Source organism: Paenarthrobacter sp. AB444 (genome assembly GCF_028736865.1).
Lineage (GTDB): Bacteria > Actinomycetota > Actinomycetes > Actinomycetales > Micrococcaceae > Arthrobacter > Arthrobacter nicotinovorans_B.
Window position 1 is genome coordinate 214609 of record NZ_JAQZBY010000001.1, and the last position, 16196, is coordinate 230804.

16 protein-coding genes are annotated in these 16196 nt (G+C 63.3%); 9 read left to right on the top strand and 7 right to left on the bottom strand.

Features of this window, described 5'->3' with window-relative positions; translation table 11 throughout:
- Positions 1–25: 25 nt before the first annotated feature.
- From PQ627_RS00980 to PQ627_RS00990, 3 genes are all read right to left on the bottom strand, one after another.
- Positions 26–445, bottom strand: coding sequence for a YciI family protein (locus PQ627_RS00980; protein WP_144658720.1), 420 nt, complete (start codon positions 443–445; stop codon positions 26–28).
- A 174-nt stretch (positions 446–619) separates the two neighbouring features.
- Positions 620–1177, bottom strand: a complete 558-nt coding sequence (locus tag PQ627_RS00985) for a hypothetical protein (protein WP_144658719.1) — start codon at positions 1175–1177, stop codon at positions 620–622.
- A 152-nt stretch (positions 1178–1329) separates the two neighbouring features.
- Positions 1330–2265: a 5'-3' exonuclease gene (locus PQ627_RS00990; RefSeq protein ID WP_274257931.1), complete on the bottom strand. Its 936-nt coding sequence runs from the start codon at positions 2263–2265 to the stop codon at positions 1330–1332.
- A gap of 183 nt (positions 2266–2448) precedes the next feature.
- On the opposite strand from PQ627_RS00990, the gene PQ627_RS00995 reads away from it, so the two are divergent.
- From PQ627_RS00995 to PQ627_RS01025, 7 genes are all read left to right on the top strand, one after another.
- Positions 2449–4383, top strand: coding sequence for an FAD-binding monooxygenase (locus PQ627_RS00995; protein ID WP_274257933.1), 1935 nt, complete (start codon positions 2449–2451; stop codon positions 4381–4383).
- Between the two features lie 85 nt (positions 4384–4468).
- On the top strand, positions 4469–5767 hold the full coding sequence (locus tag PQ627_RS01000) for an SWIM zinc finger family protein (RefSeq protein ID WP_274257935.1): 1299 nt from the start codon (positions 4469–4471) through the stop codon (positions 5765–5767).
- Positions 5764–7203: a DUF5691 domain-containing protein gene (locus tag PQ627_RS01005; protein ID WP_274257936.1), complete on the top strand. Its 1440-nt coding sequence runs from the start codon at positions 5764–5766 to the stop codon at positions 7201–7203. The genes PQ627_RS01000 and PQ627_RS01005 overlap by 4 nt, the downstream gene beginning before the upstream one ends.
- Complete coding sequence (locus PQ627_RS01010) at positions 7200–8312, top strand: ATP-binding protein (RefSeq protein WP_144658714.1); 1113 nt, start codon at positions 7200–7202, stop codon at positions 8310–8312. The genes PQ627_RS01005 and PQ627_RS01010 overlap by 4 nt, the downstream gene beginning before the upstream one ends.
- Positions 8309–10555, top strand: a complete 2247-nt coding sequence (locus PQ627_RS01015; protein ID WP_274257940.1) for a DUF5682 family protein — start codon at positions 8309–8311, stop codon at positions 10553–10555. Before PQ627_RS01010 ends, PQ627_RS01015 begins: the two co-directional genes overlap by 4 nt.
- On the top strand, positions 10552–11748 hold the full coding sequence (locus tag PQ627_RS01020) for a VWA domain-containing protein (RefSeq protein WP_274257941.1): 1197 nt from the start codon (positions 10552–10554) through the stop codon (positions 11746–11748). The genes PQ627_RS01015 and PQ627_RS01020 overlap by 4 nt, the downstream gene beginning before the upstream one ends.
- An 87-nt stretch (positions 11749–11835) precedes the next feature.
- On the top strand, positions 11836–13095 hold the full coding sequence (locus tag PQ627_RS01025; RefSeq protein WP_274258319.1) for an MFS transporter: 1260 nt from the start codon (positions 11836–11838) through the stop codon (positions 13093–13095).
- 7 nt (positions 13096–13102) lie between these two features.
- On the opposite strand, the gene PQ627_RS01030 is transcribed toward PQ627_RS01025, so the two are convergent.
- A complete protein-coding gene (locus PQ627_RS01030; protein ID WP_274257942.1) occupies positions 13103–13456 on the bottom strand; it encodes a TraR/DksA family transcriptional regulator in 354 nt (117 codons plus the stop codon).
- A gap of 6 nt (positions 13457–13462) precedes the next feature.
- A complete protein-coding gene (locus PQ627_RS01035; protein ID WP_274258321.1) occupies positions 13463–13945 on the bottom strand; it encodes a pyridoxamine 5'-phosphate oxidase family protein in 483 nt (160 codons plus the stop codon).
- A gap of 202 nt (positions 13946–14147) precedes the next feature.
- Here PQ627_RS01035 and PQ627_RS01040 point away from each other — a divergent pair, with 202 nt between their 5' ends.
- Entirely contained in the window at positions 14148–14588 is a 441-nt protein-coding gene (locus PQ627_RS01040; protein WP_260842275.1) for a hypothetical protein, read from the top strand.
- On the opposite strand, the gene PQ627_RS01045 is transcribed toward PQ627_RS01040, so the two are convergent.
- Both PQ627_RS01045 and PQ627_RS01050 read right to left on the bottom strand, forming a co-directional pair.
- Positions 14585–15199, bottom strand: coding sequence for a dihydrofolate reductase family protein (locus PQ627_RS01045; RefSeq protein ID WP_274257945.1), 615 nt, complete (start codon positions 15197–15199; stop codon positions 14585–14587). The genes PQ627_RS01040 and PQ627_RS01045 overlap by 4 nt on opposite strands.
- Before the next feature lie 76 nt (positions 15200–15275).
- A complete protein-coding gene (locus PQ627_RS01050) occupies positions 15276–15671 on the bottom strand; it encodes a hypothetical protein (protein ID WP_274257947.1) in 396 nt (131 codons plus the stop codon).
- A gap of 84 nt (positions 15672–15755) precedes the next feature.
- On the opposite strand from PQ627_RS01050, the gene arfB reads away from it, so the two are divergent.
- Complete coding sequence (gene arfB / locus PQ627_RS01055; RefSeq protein WP_144658705.1) at positions 15756–16175, top strand: alternative ribosome rescue aminoacyl-tRNA hydrolase ArfB; 420 nt, start codon at positions 15756–15758, stop codon at positions 16173–16175.
- Positions 16176–16196 lie beyond the last annotated feature (21 nt).

Here is a 16196-nt window from a genome sequence, read left to right on the forward strand (position 1 = left end):
TTGCCTACGCCAAGCGGCCAGACCTTCAGAGTTGTCCGGTCTGCTCACGCCAGGCGCGTTCCTTCTGAATCCACTCGTTGTCCTGCGGGAACTCATCGATGCTGGTGACGCGACGGATCTCGGTCTTGGTGCCGGCCGTCATGGGTGCCCGTTTGGCCCATTCCACGGCTTCCTGCTTGGAGGCGACGTCGAGGATGTAGAAGCCGCCGAAGAGTTCCTTCGTCTCCCCATAGGGCCCGTCCGTGACAACCGGGGTTTCACCCGTGAAGTCCACCACCACTGTTTCTTTGGCGTCGTCCAGGCCCTCGGCGGCGAGCAGCACCCCTGCCCGGATCAGTTCGTCGTTGAATTTGCCCATCGCTTCAAGGACGTCGTTGAAGTCGATGTTCTCGAACTTGGCGTAGGAATCGTCATCTGCCCGCATGATCAACATGTACTTTGCCATCTGGATCAATCTCCTGTGTCGTGGAAAGCCGCCCTTCGACCTTCTCACCCATAGGTCGAACAGGGCGAGGACAAATCGACAACGCTTTCTAAAAACTTTTCACGGCAACGCAAAGGATCCCTTGGATGCTTCCAAGGGATCCTTTTTGCCCGCCCACAGACGGGTCGGAGTCGACTAGCGGCCGCCTCCTCCGATAACGCCGGCTTCAACGGCCTTGGTCACGGCATCGGCCTCTGCCTGGGTGAGTTTTCCGTCCGTTACGGCCTTGTCGAGCCGGGTCTTAAGGGCGGCGGCACGTTCAGCCTGACCCTCGGAGCGGATTTCCTGCAAAGCGGTGGTGACCTTGGCTTCGTCAACACCCAGTGCTGATGCGAGCGACTTGGCCAATGCAGCCTCGTGCGCCGATGGGTCCGGCTTGGTGCCGTCGGTTCCTTCGGTCGGCGGCGTGGTCGGCTTGTTGGCTTCACGGAATGCCTTCAGGGCGTCAGAGACCTTGGTCTCGTCGACGCCGAGCTTGGTCGCGAGTTCCTGAGCGATCTTTCCGCCGTCGCGCCCGTGCCCGTGACCGCCCGGCTTTCCGGCGTGGTCTGAGGGCGTGGTGGCATCGGCAGAGGATGTGGCGCTCGGTGTTGGCGTTGTGGCCGCTGTAGCCATGCTGGTCACACCCAGTCCGGCGCCCAAGGCCAGCGCTCCGGCTGCGACGCCCAGGGTGATTCTCTTGGTTCTCGACATGTACCTCTCCTCGATCCGTTGCTACGGGTGTTGTCTGCGGGACGGCCCAGTGCACCGTCCTCTTAACACGTTGAGGGCCCAACCCCAGTCTTGGCTGTCCGAAAGCTATGACGAGGCTGTGAATCCATCATGGCCAATGAAAGGCATTGACCTCAGCGGAAGCGGTCGAAGGCTTCAAGGAGCCTGGTGACAGAGCCGCCAAGGTTCCATTCGGTGGCCAACCGTTCCAGTTCGGAGCGCGCGTCGCCCTCAATAGGCTCCAATTCAGCCCCCGCCTCCTTGAGGCTCGGCACCTCCAGGTCACGGACGACATTGACGACGGCGGGTGCCACCTTCAGGTAGTCGGCCGCCCCTGAGAGTTTGGCGCGGATCGAAGCCGACAACCCGCCATCGGGATCTTCTGCCGCCTCCAGCAGCCCCTCCAGCGAGCCGTGCTCCCCAAGCAGGGCGGCCGCCGTCTTGTCCCCGATACCAGCCACCCCGGGAAGCCCATCGGAGGCGTCTCCGCGGAGGGTGGCGAAGTCCGCGTACTGCTGGGGCAGGACCCTGTACTTGCCAACCACGACGACGTCGGTGACCACTTCGAGATTCTTCATGCCCCGCGCTGTGTAGATCACCCTGACATCACGCTGGTCATCCACGAGCTGGAAGAGATCACGGTCGCCCGTCACGACATCGGTGGGCATCGTGGCAAGGCTGGCGTAGGTGCCCGCCACGTCATCAGCTTCGTGTTCGTCCGCGCCCACTATGGCTATCCCTGCCAGATCGAGGACTTTGCGGATCAGGGGGATTTGCGCCTCGAGCGGGTCGGGGACTTCTTCGACGTCGGGACCGTCCGGCACGATCTCCGCAACGCGGTGCGCCTTGTAGCCGGGGATCAGGTCGACACGCCACTGCGGGCGCCAGTCGTTGTCCCAGCAGGCCACAAGGTGCGTGGCCTCATAGTCGGTCACGAGGCGGGCGATCATGTCCATCAAGCCACGTACGGCGTTGACGGGAGTCCCATCGGCGCGCTTGATGGAATCGGGCACACCGTAGAAGGCACGGAAGTACAGGGAGGCAGTATCCAGGAGCATCAGTCGAGGCATACCTGATCCTGACACGCTTCGGAACGAATGCGCTGGAACCGAAGGCTTTTTGCTCTCCACCCGCGGGACGGCTTGAACCGTGATGTGAGCCGCATTACGATGTTACGAGCGATAATAGAACAGTCAGTTCTATTATCGAACACATTCGATAGCGACCAGCCCACAAAGAAGTGAGGAAAGCCCGTGCAGTTCCACCACCACGGTTATGTTTCAGGTGACCCGCGGGTCGAGCCCGCCGCCGGCGTTGGGATCAACCGACCGGCCGAGCTCCCGGACGTAGTCGATGTCCTCATCGTGGGCACCGGTCCTGCGGGCATGCTGACGGCCGCGCAGCTGGCCCAGTTCCCGGACATCACAACCCGGATCATTGAGCGCCGGCCCGGCCGGTTGGCCATCGGGCAGGCAGACGGGATCCAGGCCAGGAGCGTAGAAACGTTCCAGGCCTTCGGTTTCGCTGAGCGGATTATTGCGGAGGCATACCGAATCACGGAGATGGCCTTCTGGAAGCCGGACCCGGCGGACCACACGAAGATTGTGCGCAGCGCCCGGGCAGTGGATGACCCGGCGGGCATTAGCGAGTTCCCGCACTTGATCGTGAACCAGGCCCGCGTGCTGGATTACTTCGCCGAGTTCGCGGCCAACTCCCCGGCCCGGAACAAGCCGGACTACGGCTACGAGTTCGTGGGCTTGAAGGTCACGGGCGAGGGCGAGTACCCGGTTGAGGTGACCCTCCTTCACACGGCCGGACCCCTTGAAGGGCAGCAGCGCGTGGTCCGCGCCAAGTACGTCGTCGGCGCCGATGGCGCCCGCAGCAAGGTCCGTGAATCCATCGGCTGCCACTTGGCCGGAGACCAGGCGAACCATGCCTGGGGCGTGATGGACGTCCTGGCGGTGACCGATTTCCCGGACATCCGCACAAAGTGCGCCATCCAGTCAGGCACCGGCGGCAGCATCCTGCTGATCCCCCGCGAGGGCGGGCATCTGTTCCGGATGTACGTGGACTTGGGTGAGGTCGCTGCCGATGACCACGGCGCGGTTCGGAAAACCACCATTGAGCAGATCATCGCCAAGGCCAACGACATCCTCCACCCTTACACCCTGGATGTCCGCAACGTGGCATGGCACAGCGTGTACGAGGTCGGGCACCGGCTCACGGACAGGTTCGACGACGTCCTGCCGGACGAGCGCGGCACGCGCACCCCGCGGGTGTTCATCACCGGCGATGCCTGCCACACCCACTCCGCGAAGGCGGGGCAGGGCATGAACGTCTCCATGCAGGACGGATTCAACATCGGCTGGAAGCTTGGCCACGTCCTTGAAGGCCGTTCCCCGGAATCCCTGCTGGACACCTACTCCGCCGAACGCCAGGTCGTGGCGAAAAACCTGATCGATTTCGACAAGGAATGGTCCACCCTCATGGCCAAAAAGCCCGAGGAATTCAAGGACCCCACCGAACTGGAAACGTTCTACACCAGCACCGCGGAGTTCCCCGCCGGGTTCATGACCCAGTACGCACCCTCCATGGTCGTCGCCGAGGCCACGCATCAGGAGCTCGCCACAGGGTTCCCCGTAGGCAAACGCTTCAAATCCGCGCACGTCCAACGGGTCTGTGACACCAACCCCATGCACCTGGGCCACCACGCCAAAGCCGACGGACGCTGGCGCTTCTACGTCTTCGCCGACAGTGCACCCGCAGGTGCCCCCGGCGCCGTCGCGGACCTGGCCCAGTGGCTCGAAACCGCACCCGCCTCCCCACTGGCGGTCACGCCGTCGGGCCTTGACCGTGACGCATGGTTCGACATCAAGGTGATCTACCAGCAAGACCACACCGGTGTGGACATCACCGCCGTCCCCGCGGTCTTCAAACCCACCGTCGGACCGTTCAAGCTCACCTACCTCGAAAAAGTCTTCGCCACCGACCCCGGCAACGACATCTTCGAGGCCCGCGGCCTCAGCCGCGATGGCGTCATCGTCGTGGTCCGCCCGGACCAGTACGTCGCCAACGTCCTGCCCCTGACAGCGACGGCTGAACTCGGCGAATTTTTTGCAGGGCAGCACTCAACGGCGCGGCCCGAAGCCGCACCAGCGCAGGCAAGCCTGGTGAGTAACCAAGCGTGAGTTCCTGATACATGCCGGGGAACCCTCTGAGGGTTCCCCGGCATGTGGCGTTATAGTGTCGGAGCCGTCAGGCAGAATGAACCTCATGGGGCGTTGGAGCGAAGAGAGAGTCATCAGTGCCGCTCCTGACGCATCATCACTGGCTGCTGCGCGCAAGCTCGCGCACCCCGGTCCGTGGTCGGAGTCGGGCAGCAGCGATGTTTTGGTGTGGGGCAAATGCCAGGGCAGCGGCAAAACGCCCTATCAGGTGAGCGTTGACGTTGTTGCCCCTGCCTACCGGTGTTCATGCCCGAGCCGTAAATTCCCCTGCAAGCACGCCTTGGCGCTGCTTCTGCTGTGGGCCCGCGGCGAGGCAGCCGGGTCCGCAACCGACACCGCCGATTTTGCCCAGGAATGGGCAGCGCAACGGGCCGACAGGGCATCGGCCAAGGAGCGGCGACAGACCGGTCAATCTACGGATCCCGAGGCACAAGCCAAACGCCTTGCAGCACGGCTGGAGCTGATGGATGCCGGGATGGCCGACTTTGCCCTCTGGCTGACCGATGTCGTGAGAACCGGACTTGCGGCAGCACGGAAGCAACCGTATTCGTGGTGGGACGGCGTGGCGGCACGCCTGGTGGATGCCCAGCTGCCCGGAGTGGCCGAACAAGTGCGGCAGATGGCTTCGGATGTTCATGGGGGAACTGATTGGGCTGATCATCTGCTGACGACCCTCGGGCGCTGGTGGGCCTTGACCAAGGCATGGGCGAAGAAGGACAGTCTTGCCCCCGATGAGTTCGCCGATCTCAGGTCAGCAGTCGGCTGGGCCACCCCATCGTCCGAAATCCAGGAGTCGGAGTCCTTGCCGGGACCGTGGCTCGTCCTGGGTGCGCACAGAAGCGACGACGGCCGCCTCCAGCAGCAGCGGACCTGGCTGAGGTCACCCGAGGGAACTGTTGTCGTCGTTCTTGATTTTGCAGCGCAGGGCCAAGGCCTTGCCACCCCGCAACTCTCCGGCGCCCTTCTTGAGGCGACAGTGGCCCGCTACCCGGGGTCGGCACCTCAACGCGCCATGTTCACCGGCCCCATCAACCCCCAGGGCGTGGCAACAACGCTAGGCGATGGCTGCACCATCGCCCAAGCCCTAGAGAACGAGTCCACCGCGGTGGCAGCTTCGCCTTGGCGGCTCCGTCACCCGGTGCTGTTGGCCAGCGTGAAGGTCAGTCCGGAAGGCAGCGGCTGGATCTACGACTCCCCTGGCCATGCCCTTCCGTTGGTTGACGCCCCACTTGATGCGCTCCTGGCTCTTACGGGTGGCCAAGAAGTGGACCTTTTTGGCGAGCTGGAGGACGGACGGATCCGCCCGCTGACCGTCGTGGTGAATGAGACGGTGGTGACACCGTGAACTGGACTGACGAGCTTCGAACAACTGCACTGGTGGGAACCGGCCGCCATGAGGCTCCCGCACTGCCCACAGAACTTGGTGTCGGTGCCCCTGAGGGCTTGTCACGGGAAGAAGCCCTACTTGGCCAGGCCGCGTTGGCGGACATGGTGAGCCGGGCGGCGCGGACGCCGGCCCCCTTGGCGTCCGGGCTTCAGGTGGTTCCGGCCCCACCGGACGACGAGCCGCAAGCAACAGGCGAAGCGGCACGGCTCTTGGAACTGCTGCTCAATCAGCCCCCGGTGGGACTGGAGCTCAGGAACCAGCTGCTGGTGGACTGGCTGCGCCTCGCAGCACAAACACGACGTCGGGTCCCCCACCGGCTGCTTCCGGCGTTGTTCACGATAGCCGGAAACACGTCCTCCGTGTTCAGGGTATTGGAGCCTGCCATTGGGACACGGGGGCGTTGGCTCCAAGACGTCAGCCCATCGTGGACCGCACGGCCGGAACCACGACAAGCCCCGCATACTGACTCCCTTGCGGACCCCGCGACGGATACCCCAGCGGACCCCGTGGCCACAGCCCGCGAGCAACTGTCCACTCAATGGAATGCGCTCAGTGCCCGGACGCGCGCGAACCATATGAAACTCCTTGCCGTCGACCTCCGCGATGACGACGAGGCACTGTTGGAGAAGGGCTTGGACGACAAAGCCAAAAGCGTGCGGGAAGTTGCCGCAGAGCTGTTGGACCGGCTGCCACACAGTGCCCGTGCCCACCGGATGGCTACCAGGCTCCGGTCGTTGCTGCACCTCAAGGGATTGCTCAACAAGCGCTTCGACATCGACCTTCCACCGGATCCGGATGCATCAGCGTTGCGGGACGGAATCGCGCCAAATCCACGCAATGGTGAACCGGACCGTTTGGGAAGGCTGGAGACCATCATCATGGGTGCCCCATTGGATGTATGGACTTCGGTTTCGGGCCGCGGTCCGGAAGCGACGGCAGCTTTCCTCAAAGACGAGCCGCGGCTTCTGGAAGCACTGACCTCAGCGGCCGCCGCCCGCAACGACCTCGAATGGGTCCGGGCCCTGCTCACTGTCAGGACCGATACCCGGTTGCTGCATTGCCTGCCTGCCGGGGAGCGGGAACGCTGGTTGGAACGGCATATCCAAGCAGGCGGAGAAGAGCCCGTCGCATTGGCCTCTTTACTGCGCGCCCTCCCCCAGCCATGGGGTACTTCGTTGGCAGAGGCTGTACTCACCGTTGTCTCCGGCAAGGAGGGCGGCCGTTTGGCATCAATGCTGTCCGACGTCCTTCCGACAGCACTGCCTTCGGGGTCCACCGCGACGTGCCGACGCTTGTTGGAGCGGACTGACGACGACGCCGGCCGGCGTCGGGTTCTCCGCGACGCCGTCCAATACCAATCATTCAGACAATCCTTGACGGAGGCCTTCCGATGACAGATCCACAAAATGGAACCGATGTTCTTCGCGCCCACGCGGAGAACGCGTTCGCTGATGAACTCAGCGCATTGTCCGCTGTTGACGACCGCCCCCGGCCGCCAAGCTGGCAGCTCTCGCCATGGGCTGTCACCAAGTACATCCTGGGTGGAACGCTGGCCAATGGGACGCAGATCACCCCGAAGTACCTCGGTTCGGAGCGACTCGTGGAAGTCGCCGTGGCGTCCCTGGCAACCGACCGGGCACTCCTGCTGCTCGGCGTTCCGGGAACGGCCAAGACCTGGCTCGGGGAGCATCTGGCGGCAGCCATCTCCGGTTCCTCCACGCTGGTGGTTCAGGGCACCGCTGGAACACCGGAAGAAGCACTGCGGTATGGATGGAACTATGCACGTTTGCTGGCCGAAGGTCCATCCAGGGCCGCGATGGTAGCGGGACCGGTCATGAGGGCCATGGAGACGGGAAGCCTGGTGCGGGTGGAGGAATTGACGCGCATTCCCTCCGATGTACAGGACTCCCTGATCACCATCCTCAGCGAAAAGACCCTGCCCATCCCGGAACTGAATGAGGAGGTACAGGCCCGGAAGGGTTTCAACGTCATCGCCACAGCGAATAACCGGGACAAAGGCGTCAACGACCTCTCATCGGCACTTCGACGCCGGTTCAATACCGTGGTGTTGCCGCTGCCGGACAGCATCGACCAGGAAGTGGAAATCGTCACCACACGGGTCCGCAGCCTGGGCGAGGCACTGGAACTGCCCGCGGATCTGGCTGCATTGTCAGAGATCCGGCGGGTTGTCACTGTGATGCGGGAACTGCGCGCCGGCGTTACACAGGACCAACGGACCACCATAAAGTCGCCATCAGCCACGCTGTCCACGGCCGAAGCGATCTCCGTGATGACCAACGGGCTTTCCCTGGCGGCACACTTCGGTGACGGCACGGTCAGGGCCGACGACGTGGCGGCAAGCCTTGTGGGCGCCGTCATCAAGGATCCCGTTCAAGACCGTGTGATCTGGCAGGAGTACCTGGAAACCGTCGTCCGCAACCGGCCCGAGTGGAAGGACCTCTACCGGGCCTGCCGCGATCTCGAATCCGCCAGCCAGACATGACAGAGGTCCACATCCTGGGTATCCGGCACCACGGACCAGGTTCGGCCCACTCGGTGTCCGAAGCTTTGGCAACGCTGCGTCCTGACCTGGTGCTGGTGGAAGGGCCGCCGGAACTCGACCAGGTCATTCCCCTTATCAACAACCCCGACATGCGTCCCCCTGTTGCCGGGCTCATCTATGCGGTGGACGAACCCCGGTTGGCTTCGTTTTACCCCATGGCAGCTTTTTCGCCGGAATGGGTGGCCATCCGTTGGGCCCTGTCCACAGGCACGTCTGTCCGCGCGCTGGACCTCCCTGCCGCGAATTCCCTGGCCTTGAGGGCCGCTTCCGAAGCCGAAGCCTTCAGCGCGGCTGAGCAGGGGTACCGCCCCGACGCCATCGGCATTCTGGCAAACGCTGCCGGCTACAGCGATGCAGAGCGTTGGTGGGAAGACGCTGTGGAGCACCGCAGTTCGGACCCTGCCGAACGCTTTGAGGCGCTCATCGAGGCGATCAAAGAGATCCGGGCACGGGATGAGCGCCCGGAAGACCATCCGGACGTCGTCGAAAACAACCGTCGGGAAGCGGCCATGCGGCGTATTCTGCGGGCCGCCATGCGGGACGGCCATGAACGGATCGCCATCATCTGCGGCGCCTACCATGCCCCAGCCCTGGTACCGGCGGACTTTCCGTCCGCCGCAGCAGACAACAAGGTCCTGTCCGGCCTCCCCAAAATCAAGGTGTCTGTCACATGGGTTCCCTGGACCTCGGACCGGCTCAGCCTGGACAGCGGATACGGAGCAGGTGTTGCAGCACCAGGGTGGTACCAGCACCTGTTCTCCCATTGGATGTCCAAGGATCGTGCCGGCGATGTCGCCACCACCTGGCTCGTCCGGGTAGCCCACGCCTTGCGGGAGCAAAACCTGGATGCCTCCACCGCGTCGGTGGTGGAGGCCAGCCGCATGGCCACAGCATTGGCGGCAGTCCGTGGCAGACCGAGCCCAGGACTCCCCGAACTGGACGACGCCGCGCAGGCAGTCCTCTGCGACGGCTCTGCTCTTCCTTTAGCCCTGGTCCATCGGGACCTCACCGTTGGATCCGAGCTGGGAAGCGTTCCTGACTCCGTTCCCACGCTTCCTCTGTTCGCCGACCTCACCGCCAACCAGCGGAAGCTGCGCATGAAGCCAAGCGCAATGGAAGAGGTCATGGTCCTCGACCTCCGCAAACCGAACCAACTGGCCCGTTCGGTGCTGCTGCATCGCCTGGCGCTCGTGGGCGTGGCGTGGGGCCTGCCGACGGAGACTGGCAGGACCACCGGTACTTTCAAAGAGGCGTGGAAATTGCAGTGGAGGCCCGAGCTGGCCATTTCGCTGGTTGAAGCGAGCAGATACGGCACCACCGTTGCCACCGCCGCGGCAACTTTCGTCTCAGAACAAGCCCTGGCCGCGGAAGGCCTGCCTGCAATGGGTGCCTTGCTGGAAGCGTGCCTCCTGGCCGATCTCCCCGATGGCATAGCCGGGGTCGTCACCGCCTTGGCCGCCCGCACGGCACTCCAACAGGACGTCCCGCCCCTGCTGGAGACCATCGCTCCCCTGGCCCGCACCTGCAGATACGGAAATGTGCGTGGTGTCGATATCAGGGATGTCCGGAAGATCCTCGAGGCCACCGTGGTACGGGCCTGCGTGGGACTGCCCACTGCATGCGCCGGGCTCGACGACGACGCCGCTGCCACAATGCGCAAAGCCATCGATTCGGCCCAGGACGGCATGACACTGGTACCTGAACTGTCGATGGTTGATTGGCATGCCGCTTTGGGCGCCGTAGCGCACTCGGACAAAATCCACGGTTCCGTAGCCGGTCGCGCCACCCGCCTGCTGATGGATGCCGGGTTGCTGGGCGGGGAGGATGTCGCGGCGGGCCTGAGCCGGCGTCTGTCCGTCGCGACGCCTGCGCCGGAGGCTGCCGCGTGGCTGGACGGGCTGCTGTCCGGCGACGCCACGTTGCTGACCCACGACCCGAGGCTCCTGAAGCTGGTGGATCAATGGGTGGAAGGAGTCCGTGACGACGTCTTCGAGGACGTCCTGCCGTTGCTGCGCAGGACATTTTCTGCTTTCAGCCGTCCTGAACGCCGGGAAATCGGCGAGCAAATAAGCCGCGGTACTTCCTCGGGGAACGATGTCCGCGATGCCGGCACGGACTTGGCCGCGGCACGGCCGGCACTGGAGACGATGGCGCGAATCCTGGGTTGGGAGGCCGTAGCGTGAACGAAGTTTCGGACCACAGTGTTGAGGCCCGCGATCGGCTGAGCCGGTGGCGGTTGGTGCTGGGCGGTGATGACGCGGACGGGATCTCAACGGACGACGGCGGACAGGTTCAGTTATCGGACGATGACGCCCGACGCGACCAAGCCTTGGAGGCTCTCTACGGCGATGGCTCCGGCCGACGGGGCGGCATGGCTTCTTCGAGTCCGCGGGTAGCCCGCTGGCTCGGGGATATCCGTGGCTATTTCCCGTCTTCGGTGGTCCAGGTGATGCAGGCTGACGCCATGGACCGTCTTGGACTCCGGCAGTTGCTCCTGGAACCGGAAATGCTCCGTACCGTGCAACCGGACATCAACCTTGTCAGTACCTTGGTGGGCCTTGGCAAGGTCATCCCGGAAGCTTCAAAGGAAACTGCGCGGTCAGTGGTCCGCCAGGTCACCAAGGAACTGGAGGACCGGCTCCGCGCCAAGACCGTTCAAGCAGTTTCGGGAGCGTTGAACCGCTCGGCCCGGACCCGCAGGCCACGTCACCGGGACATCGACTGGAACAGGACCATCGCAGCCAACCTCAAGCATTACCAAGCCGAATACGGGACAGTAGTTCCGGAACGGCTGCTCGGTCATGCCAGGCGCAGCACTGAGATCCAGCGGGAGATCATCCTTTGCATCGACCAATCCGGCTCCATGGCCGAATCGGTGGTGTATTCAAGTGTTTTCGGCGCGGTGCTCAGTTCGCTTCCCGCGGTGAACACACGGCTGGTTGTCTTCGATACCGAGGTTGTTGACCTGACAGATGATCTCGACGATCCCGTGGATGTTCTTTTCGGCGTGCAGTTGGGTGGCGGCACGGACATCAACAGGGCTCTGGCGTACTGTCAGGGGCAGATCACAAAGCCCACAGAAACCATTCTCGTGCTGATCAGTGATCTATACGAGGGCGGCATAGCCGAGGAGATGCTGCGTCGAGCGGCATCAATTGTCGGCGGCGGAACCACCATGATCGCCCTACTGGCCTTGAGCGACAGCGGTCACCCGTCATTCGACTCCCAACACGCCGCGGCGCTGGCCGGTATCGGAGTCCCGGCTTTCGCCTGCACGCCGGACCTGTTTCCCGAAATGATGGCAGCCGCCATCGAACGCAGGGATATCGGCGAGTGGGCCGCCTCCCAGGACATCGCGACAAGCCACGAACCATAGACAGCAACCACGGATCTGGCGGCGGCAGGCAATCGGCGCGAGAATGGGCACGTGGTCCTTCCACGCGCCCACGGGACCGGCGACACCATGAACCAGGCCGCCCGTAAGATCCAACGCGTCTACCTGACGTTGACGCTCGGCAATACCGTTGCGGCGTCGTTCATCTGGGGCATCAACACCTTGTTTCTCTTGGACGCGGGCCTGAGCAACCTCGAGGCATTTGCCGCCAACGCCTTCTTCACCGCAGGCATGGTCCTCTTCGAAATCCCTACTGGCGTGGTGGCCGATGGCTGGGGACGGCGTGCTTCCTTCCTTCTGGGCACAGTGACGCTCGCGGCATCGACGTACCTGTACTACCTGTTGTGGCAGACGTCGGCGCCGTTCTGGATGTGGGCGGTGGTCTCCGTTCTCCTTGGTCTTGGATTCACGTTCTTTTCCGGGGCGGTGGAGGCGTGGCTCGTCGACGCCTTGCGGTTCTCCGGTTACGAAGGCGGGCTCGAATCCGTTCTTGGTCGCGGACAAATGGTCCAGGGAGTCGCCATGCTGCTGGGGTCCGTGGCCGGCGGTGTCATAGCCCAAGCCACCAACCTGGGCGTGCCTTTCCTCCTGCGGGTCCTGGTGCTGCTGGCCATGTTCGCCGTCGCCTTCGGACTCATGCACGACGTCGGCTTCTCACCAGAACGCTCGACGCATCCACTGCGGGCGACCCACGCGGTACTCACCGCTTCGATTGAGAGCGGCTTGAAAAACCCGCCCGTGCGGTTCGTGATGCTGGCCGCCCCCTTCAGCGCCGGCGTCGGAATCTATGTCTTCTATGCCCTGCAGCCCTACCTTCTGGACCTCTTCGGCGACCCGCAGGCCTATTCGATCGCCGGACTGGCGGCAGCCATTGTTGCCGGTTCACAAATTTTGGGCGGTTGGCTGGCACCGCACGCCCGGAGTCTTTTCCACAAACGCACGTCCGTACTGATTCTGGGCGGAGTCGGCGGGTCAGTGATCCTGCTTGTCCTCGGTTTCACCCATAGTTTCTGGATAGCCCTGCTGCTGTTGGCACTGTGGGGCGTAGTGGGGTCCGCGGTCACGCCCGTCAGGCAGGCCTATGTGAATGACATGATCCCGTCCAAGCAGCGGGCCACTGTGCTGAGCTTTGATTCGTTGATGGGTTCAAGCGGCGGGGTGGTGATTCAGCCGCTCCTGGGCCGTGGCGCGGATCTCTACGGTTATCCGGCGTCGCTCGCCATGGCCGGCGTCGTCGAGCTCCTCGCGGTGCCCTTCCTGTTGGCGAGCCGCAAACACGGCGCAGCGGCCGATCGCGCCACCACTGCCGAGGCCGGGCAAAACAACTGAACGCACGCTACCGACGCCCCGAGGCATGGACCACGCAGTACGGCGTCCAGGGCCTGGCTTCCAGCCGACCTTCCGGAATGTCTATCCCACAGATTTCGCAATGACCATAGGTGCCCGCTTCGATCCTGACCAGTGCGGCATCGATCTGTTCGAGACCTTCCCTGCTCTGGCCAAGAAGAGCGGAGGCCTGGGAAAGCTCAAAAGCTATGGTGCTGCCCTCGGGATCGTGCTCGTCGTCGACATTGGAGTCCAGCCGTGCCTGGCTCACCGAAGTGATGTCGTTTCGAAGCGCCGAGAGCAGCACCAGCCTCCGGTCACGCTCCTGCTCCAGGAGGTCCCGGAACCGCTCTGTGTCAACCATGGAAGCTCACAATTCCACGGTACCGCTTTCGCCGACACTGAACCGGGAGTTGGTGACTTTGGATTTGACCCATTGCAGCACCGTGGCTGCCGTGCCGCCCGGGCTTGTCCAATATTCAGCGGAGTCGGAATCCACGTGGATCAGGCAAACCTCCGGGGTGTCCGGACCATCGGGGAACCAGGCTTCCACCACCTGGTTCCACATGTCGTGGATCTTCGCACGGTCTGTCACCACTTCGGCTGTGCCGGCAACGGAAACCCATTCCGTGTTCTTGCCAAACGAGACATTGACGCGGGGATCCTGCCGAATGTGTGCAACCTGGGAGGTTCCCAGTCCCGTAAAGAACCACATGTCGCCGTCGTCCTTCACTTCCTGGACGGCAAGCGGCCGGCTGACCAAGGCCCCTTCTTCGTTGACGGTGGTCAGCATCCCGATTTTGGAATCGTTGATGATGTCCGTGACCTTGCTGATGCCCTGCTCTTCAGTCATGTTCTGCACCACTTCATTTTTACGCTGGGACGTTCCCACCCCGACAGCCTAATAGTAAGTTTCCTTATTTACTAGGCGGTCAAGCGAACCTGCGCCGAAGGGAATCATGAGGGCGCGCCAACCGTTCTACTGATGCGTGGCCTGCCGAGGGCGGGCCTGCCCACGTCGGGCAAGCATCGCACGAGGAAGTTTGGGGACTGCCATGATGTTGAATGAAACCCTTGCCCACCTCCGGGCCGCTCACTTGATGGTCCGGGATGCCGAAGAATGGGATGCGCTGTCGGCGGCTCTGGCCGAGGCCTACAGTGCAAACGACGACGACCTCGTAGAGCAGCTGTTGCCCCAGTATCTTCAGTCTTGGCGGACCGTCACGCGCTATGTTCTGCGTGACACCTTCGACAACGCCGGGATCACCGTCGCCGATGCAACGGACCCCTGGGGAATTGCAGTCCTGACCTCGCGCGGGATAACCGCAGAGCCGCTTCTTTGCCTTCCGGCGGCAGGTGGTTTCGAGAACCAAGGAGCCTCTCCCCTGGAGGGCCGACGCCTGTTGACCTTCCCGGAAACAATGGACCACTATGCGCAATCGCTGGCGCCATTCTTCACCACACAGGACACCTGGAAGCCACGTACTGCCAGCTAGGGCCGCCCTAACGGGGCATCGATAACCCGCGGAATGTACTCCAACAGTTGGAGTCGGCTGTCGAAGATACGGCTGTCCACCATGTCCAAGGCGACATCCGGGTAGCCGTCATAGATCCTTTCGCTGCCGGTTTTCCCCGTGATGACCGGGAAGATAACCAGACGGTAGCGGTCCACCAGTCCTGCCGACAGCAGAGACCTGCTCAGACTCAAGCTTCCCAGCGTGCTCAGGGTCCCGGTGCGGGTTTGTTTCAGCTCCTTGACGGCTTCGACGGCATCCCCGGAAATCAACTCGGAGTTGGGCCATGCCAAGGGCTCTTGCAGCGTCGAAGAGAAGATAATCTTGGGCACCGAGGCCAGGCCCGCCAAAGAGTCCCCTTCTTCCTTGGAGAAACCGGAATCTTCCTCACTCGCCTGTCCTGACATGCCGGACATGAGCCTGTAAGTGTTTGCCCCCATCAGCAGGGTGACGTCCTTCGTGGCTTCTTCAGCCAGCCACGCGAGGTATTCCGGACCCTCCAATCCCCACCAGCCCGGCCACCCTTCGGCTGAGGCATAGCCGTCCAGCGAAATGATCAGATCCACCATCAGGGGTGCAGTCGTCCCATTCATTGAAATCCTCCGCCTCGGGCGTCGCATCAGCCCGCGCGCACATGGTAGCCCGGGCCATATTTGGCTTTCAAGGGGGCTACAGCGCTACGAGCACCAGTCCGCCCAGCGCGCTGACGATGCCGAGGCCGGTGAGAATCCACCCAAGTATCAACACCGTGTGATCGTAGCGTGGAGGCTCAAGGGAGCACCGCGACGGGTGGCAAACATCGTAATGGACCACAACGCTGCCGCTCGCCGCGACGCCCTCCGTTGCGGCGATATCGAGCAGGACCTTTCGTTCCTCGTGGTCCAGGTCCACCCAGCGAAGTCCCAGGAAGCCGCCCGCCGCGAACTGCTCTCCGTCGGCAGTGACCCATTGGCACCTCCGGCGGGCGATGACCCACGCCCACACCAAGAGGGGGACGCCGGGGACGAACCCCACCCAGGTCATCATTTCCAGGATAGGGCCCAGAATATCCACGAATCCGGCCATAGCTTTGATCCTAAAGGCGCCAGGCGAACATTGGACACCCGGACTCTGCCCGGATGGCGGCACATGACGTGCAAGGCTTGTTCCATGGACTTGGATATCCCACCTTCGCTGAAGATTCCGGCGTCGGAACTCAGCTGGAGGTTCTCGCGCTCCTCTGGACCCGGTGGCCAGCACGTCAACACCACCGACTCCCGGGCAGAACTGAGCTGGAATATCGTCAATTCAGCCGCACTGAGCGATGAGCAGCGGCAATTGTTGCTGCAACGACTCGGACGGCGCCTGGTCGCCGGTGCCCTGACAGTGACAGCCTCCGAGGAGCGTTCCCAGCTAAGGAACCGGGAGCTCGCCCTGGCCAAGCTTGCCGGCCTCATAACCGCCGCGCTTGTACCGGAAACCGTTCGCCGTGCGTCCAAGCCGACCCGCGGTTCAGCACGCCGTCACCGCGTCGCCAAGGAGCGACGCTCGCTCACCAAGCAACAACGACGTCGGCCCGCCGCCGAGTGAAAAGCCCTCGCCTCAGGCGCG